The organism is Micromonospora sp. NPDC047620, from assembly GCF_043205005.1.
Taxonomy (GTDB): Bacteria; Actinomycetota; Actinomycetes; order Mycobacteriales; family Micromonosporaceae; genus Micromonospora.
Genome location: NZ_JBIDDG010000046.1, coordinates 1 through 6,175 on the forward strand (window position 1 = coordinate 1; position 6,175 = coordinate 6,175).

The 6,175-nt window shown below is 75.5% G+C and carries 1 protein-coding gene; it reads left to right on the forward strand.

What is annotated here, in order from left to right; translation table 11 throughout:
* Window positions 1-29 precede the first annotated feature (29 nt).
* Window positions 30-6,149 (forward strand): type I polyketide synthase, encoded by a 6,120-nt coding sequence (locus ACGF5C_RS32485; RefSeq protein WP_393307877.1) that lies wholly within the window; start codon window positions 30-32, stop codon window positions 6,147-6,149.
* The last annotated feature ends 26 nt before the right edge of the window (window positions 6,150-6,175 follow it).

The following is a 6,175-nucleotide window of genomic DNA, read 5'->3' on the forward strand; positions in this document are numbered from 1 at the left end:
GGCAGGTGGCGCGGGATCACGTTGGGGTGGTGTATCGGGCGTTCGATCTGAACGAGGCCGGTGGGGTGCGGATCGGGCAGATGTTGTCCGAGTTGTTGGCCTTGTTTGAGCGGGGTGTGCTGTCGCCGTTGCCGGTGCGGGTGTGGGATGTGCGGCAGGCGCGTACGGCGTTGCGGCACATCAGTCAGGCCCGGCACGTCGGCAAGGTCGTCCTTCAGGTTCCGGCGTCGGTGGATTCGGACGGCACGGTGCTGGTCACCGGGGCGTCGGGCACCCTCGCCGGGGTCGTGGCCCGGCACCTCGTCGTCACCGGTCAGGCGCGTCGGCTGTTGCTGGCGTCGCGTCGCCTGCCTGCCGAGGGCAGCGACTACGCCGCGCTGGTCGCGGAGCTGACCGAGGCGGGTGCGACTGTCGTTCCCGCCTCCGTGGACGTGAGCGACCCGCAGCAGGTCGCCGACCTCGTCGCCGGGGTCGACGCCGCTCATCCGCTGACCGCCGTCGTGCACTGCGCGGGTGTGCTGGCGGACGCGACGATCACGTCGCTGGATGCCGGTGCTGTGGCCGCTGTGATGGGGCCGAAGGTCGACGGGGCGTGGGCGCTGCACGAGGCGACCGCCGACTTGGACCTGTCGGCGTTCGTGGTGTTCTCGTCGATCGCGGCGACGCTGGGTTCGCCGGGGCAGGGCAACTACGCGGCGGCGAACGCGTTCCTCGACGCCCTCGCGCAGCACCGTCGGGAGCGGGGCCTGCCGGCGACCAGCATCGGCTGGGGCATGTGGGCCACCACCGGTGGAATGGTCGGCGAGCTCAACGCCGACGACCGCCAGCGGCTGGGCCGGCTGGGCATGACGGGGCTGTCGGCGGCCGAGGGCGCGGTGCTGCTCGACGCCGCGTCCGCCGGTTCCGCGCCGGCGGTCGTGGCCGCCCGGCTGCGGATCACCGCCGACGCCGCCCAGGTGCCGCCGATCCTGCGGCTGCTGGCGCGGGCCGGCGGACGCCGGCAGGCGCGCTCCGGGAAGGCCGGAGACGGGTCGGCCTGGTCCGACCGGCTGGCCGGGCTGTCGCAGGACGACGCCCGTCGGCTTCTGGTGGACCTCGTCTGCGGGCAGGCGGCGGCGGTGCTGGGGCACGCGTCGGCGCAGGCGGTGCCGGGTGGCCGGGCGTTCAAGGAACTGGGCTTCGACTCCCTGACCTCCGTGGAGCTGCGCAACCGGTTGGCCTCGGCGACCGGGCTGCGGCTGTCCGCCACCCTCGTCTTCGACTACCCCACGCCCGAGCGGCTCGCCGAGCACCTGCACGAGCAGTTGGGCCACTCCGCGACGCCGGCCGCGACCACCGTCACCCGGGCCGTCGCCGCCGCCGGCGACGACGATCCGATCGTCATCATCGGCATGGCCTGCCGCTTCCCCGGCGGCGTGTCGAACCCGGACCAGCTGTGGGACCTCGTGGCCTCGGGCGGGGACGCGATCGGCGGCTTCCCCGCCGACCGGGGCTGGGACCTCGACGCCCTGTACGACCCGGACGCCGATCGGGCGGGCACGTCGACGACCCGGCAGGGCGGCTTCCTGTACGACGCGGCCGAGTTCGACCCGGCGTTCTTCGGAATCTCGCCCCGCGAGGCCCTCGCCATGGACCCGCAGCAGCGGCTGCTGCTGGAGACCTCGTGGGAGGCGTTCGAGCACGCCGGCATCGACCCGCGCGACACGAAGGTGACCACCGGCGTCTTCGCCGGCCTGATCCACCACGACTACGTGGGCCGGCTCGAAGCCTCGGAGGAACTGGAGGGGTACCTGGTCAACGGCACGGCCGGCAGCGTTGCCTCCGGCCGCGTCGCGTACGTCTTCGGGCTCGAAGGCCCGGCGGTCACCGTCGACACGGCGTGCTCGTCGTCGCTGGTCGCGCTGCACCTGGCGGCGCAGGCGCTGCGCTCCGGTGAGTGCGACCTCGCCCTGGCGGGTGGCGTGACCGTGATGGCCACCCCGAGCGCGTTCATCGGCTTCTCCCGGCAGCGCGGCCTGTCCCCGGACGGCCGGTGCAAGTCGTTCGCGGCCGCCGCCGACGGCACCGGTTGGTCCGAGGGCGTGGGCATGCTGCTGGTGGAGCGGTTGTCCGACGCGCGCCGTAACGGCCACCGCGTCCTCGCCGTGGTGCGCGGCACCGCCGTGAACCAGGACGGGGCGTCCAACGGCCTTACTGCGCCGAACGGGCCTTCGCAGCAGCGGGTGATCCGCCAGGCGCTGGCCAACGCGCGGCTGACCACGGCCGACGTGGACGCGGTGGAGGCGCACGGCACCGGCACGACGCTGGGTGACCCGATCGAGGCGCAGGCGCTGCTGGCCACGTACGGGCAGGACCGGCCCGTCGATCGGCCGCTGCTGCTCGGGTCGATCAAGTCCAACATGGGGCACACGCAGGCCGCCGCCGGCGTCGCCGGTGTGATCAAGATGGTCCTCGCCATGCGGCATGGTCTTGTTCCGCCGACGTTGCACGTGGACGAGCCGTCGCCGCACATCGACTGGACCGCCGGGGCGGTGGCCCTGGCGACGGAGGCGACGCCGTGGCCGGTGGTGGACCGGCCGCGTCGGGCGGCGGTGTCGTCGTTCGGGATCTCAGGGACGAACGCGCATGTGATCGTCGAGCAGCCGCCGGCGCAGGTGGTCGAGGGCGAGATCGTGGAGCGTCGGCTGCCGGCGGTGGTGCCGGTGCTGCTGTCGGCGCGGACCGACGCGGCGCTCGCAGCGCAGGCGGGTCGGTGGGCGCGCTGGTTGGCTGCCGACGAGGGGCTGCGTCCGCTGGACGTGGCGTGGTCGTCGGTGACCACCCGCCCGGCCCTGGAACAGCGGGCGGTGGTGACCGCCGTCGACCGGGACGAGTTGCTCGCCGGGCTGCGTGCGCTCGCCGCTGGTGAGCCGTCGGGCGCGGTGCTGGCCGGCGCACCGGAACAGCGCGGCCAGTTGGCCCTGCTCTTCTCCGGCCAGGGCGCGCAACGCGCGGGCATGGGCCGGGAGCTGTACGACTCGTTCCCGGTGTTCGCGTCCGCTCTCGACGAGGTGTGCGGGCACCTGGACGGGCTGCTGCCGCAGCCGCTTCGGGAGGTCCTGTTCGCGGAGGCGGGTTCGGTCGAGGCGGGCCTGCTGGACCAGACGGTGTTCACCCAGGCGGGGTTGTTCGCGGTCGAGGTGGCGCTGTTCCGTCTGGTGGAGTCGTTCGGTGTGGTGCCGGACTTCGTGGGTGGGCATTCGGTCGGGGAGATCACGGCCGCGTACGTGGCGGGGGTGCTGTCCCTGGCCGACGCGTGCACGCTGGTCGCCGCTCGGGGCCGGCTCATGCAGGCGTTGCCGGTCGGCGGCGGGATGCTGGCGGTGAACGCGTCCGAGGCGGAGGTGCTGGCAAGCCTCGACGGGCTGACCGACCGGTTGGGCATCGCGGCCGTCAACGGCCCCAACGCCGTGGTCGTGTCGGGCGCCGTCGACGCCCTCGACGAGGTGGAGAAGGTCTGGACGGCGCGCGGCGCCCGGACCCGGCGCCTGACCGTGAGCCACGCGTTCCACAGCCCGCTGATGGAGCCGATGCTCGCCGAGTTCCGCGCTGTTCTGGAGGGCCTCGCCTTCCAGCCGCCGCTGGTGCCGGTCGTGTCGAACCTGACCGGCGCGCTCGCCGACGGCGACGAGATCCGCACCGCCGACTACTGGGTACGGCACGTCCGGGAGGCCGTCCGGTACGCCGACGGCGTCACCGCGCTGCGCAAGGCCGGGGTGGACACGTTCCTGGAGATCGGCCCGCAGAGCGTGCTCACCGCCATGGTCGCCGACGTGCTGCCCGGCGAGGCGGGCGTGCTGTCCGTCGCCGTCCAGCGCCGGGACCGGCCCGAGACCCACGCGCTGATGGCCGCCCTCGGCGAGCTGCACGTCCACGGCGAGCCGGTCACCTGGCGGACCTGGTTCGCCGACTCCGGCGCCCGCCGCGTCGACCTGCCGACGTACGCGTTCCAGCACCAGCGGTTCTGGCCGGAAGCCGCGCCGCGCCAGCAGGCCACCCCGGACACGGGCGGCGACGCCGAATTCTGGGCCGCCGTCGAGAGCGGCGACCTCGCCGCCCTCGCCGGCCAACTCGGCGACGACGCGGCGGTGGACGCGCTGACCCCGGCCCTGCCTGTCCTGTCCACCTGGCGCCGCGCCCGCACCCGCGACGCGGCGGTGAACGGCTGGTCGTACCAGGTGGGGTGGCGGCGGATCGACCTGGCCGACTCCCCGGCGGCGGTCGGGACCTGGCTGCTGGTCGAGCCCGCCGGCGAGCCGTCGGCCGACCGGATCGCCGCCGCGCTGACCGCGGCCGGCGGAGACGTGCGTCGAGTGACCGTCGACCCGGCCACCGCCACCCGCGCCGGCCTCGCCGAGCTGCTGGGCGACGCGTCGGCCGACGGGCCGGTCGGCGTGGTCTCGCTGCTCGGCCTGCGCGACGAGCCGCACCCGGACCACCCGTCCGTGCCGGTCGGTACGGCGGCCACCCTGCTGCTGCTCCAGGCGCTGCACGACGCCGCGGCGACCGCGCCGCTGTGGTGCGTGACCCGGGGCGCGGTCGACGCGGGAGACGGCGAGGCAGTCCGCAGCGCCGGCCAGGGCAGCCTGTGGGGCCTGGGCCGGGTGGCCGGCCTCGAACTGTCGCAGCCGCGGGTGGGCCTGCTGGACCTGCCGGAACGGGACGTCGACCCGGCCCGGCTCGTGGCGGCGCTCGTCGCCGCCGGCGACGAGGACCAGCTCGCGGTGCGGCGCGGCGGCGTGTACGCCCGGCGGCTGACCCGGGCCACCCCCGCCGACGCGGCGGCGGCCGAGCGGTGGCGGCCCTCCGGCACCGTGCTGGTCACCGGCGGCACGGGCGCGCTGGGCGCGCACGTGGCCCGCTGGGCGGGCGGCAACGGCGCCGAGCACCTGGTGCTGACCAGCCGGCGCGGCGACGCCGCCCCCGGCGCGACGGAGCTGCGCGACGAGCTGACCGCCCTCGGCGTACGGGTGACGGTGGCGGCGTGCGACGTGGCCGACCGGGACGCCGTGGCCAGGCTGCTGGCCCGGCTGGACGACGACCCGGCGCCGCTGACCGCGGTGGTGCACGCCGCCGGCCTGAACGACGTCGTCCCGTTCGTCGACACCGACCTGGCCCGGCTCGCCGCCGTGATGGGCGGCAAGATCGCCGGAGCGGCGCACCTGGACGAGCTGCTCGGCGACCGGCCGCTGGACGCGTTCGTGCTGTTCGCCTCGATCGCCGGGGTGTGGGGCAGCGGCGGGCAGGCCGGCTACGCGGCCGGCAACGCGTACCTCGACGCGCTCGCCGAGCGGCGGCGCGCCCGGGGGCTCGCCGCCACCTCGGTGGCGTGGGGGCCGTGGGCCGACGGCGGGATGGCCACCGACGAGGCCCAGCGGGAGCTGGCCCGGCGCGGGCTGCGAGCCATGTCCCCGGCCGACGCGGTCCACGCCCTGCGGGTCGCCGTCGGGCGCGGGCGCGCCTGCCTCACCGTCGCCGACGTGGACTGGGCGACGTTCGGCCCCGCGTACGCCTCGAACCGGCCGCGACCGCTGCTGGCCGACCTGCCCGAGGCCCGGCCGGCCGCCCCGACCGCCGAGGACGAGCCGGGCGACGGCGGGCAGCCGCTGCGCGAGCAACTGCTCGCCCTGCCCCGGGACGAGCAGGACAAGCTCCTCACCGACCTGGTCCGCACCCACGCCGCGGCTGTCCTCGGCCACCCCGGCCCGGAGCGGGTCAAGCCGCAACGCGCGTTCAAGGAACTCGGCTTCGACTCGCTGACGGCGGTCGAGCTGCGTAACCGGCTCACCCGGGCCACCGGGCTGCCCCTGCCCACCACGCTGGTCTTCGACTATCCCGACCCGGCCGCCGTGGCCGGTCACCTGCTCGCCGCGCTGGTCCCCGAGGCCGGGCGGCAGGAGGCGGCCGACCCGGCCGAGGCGGCGGTGCGCCAAGCCCTGGCCACCATCCCGCTGGCCCGCATCCGCGAGGCCGGGCTGCTCGACCTGCTGCTCAAGCTCACCGACGGCGACGACGCCGAGCAGGGCCCGACCGACGAGGACGGCGACTCCATCGACGAGATGGACGCCGACGCCCTCATCCGGCTGGCGCTCGACGGCTCCGAGTCCTGACCCTTGTCCCACGTACGGAGTACATG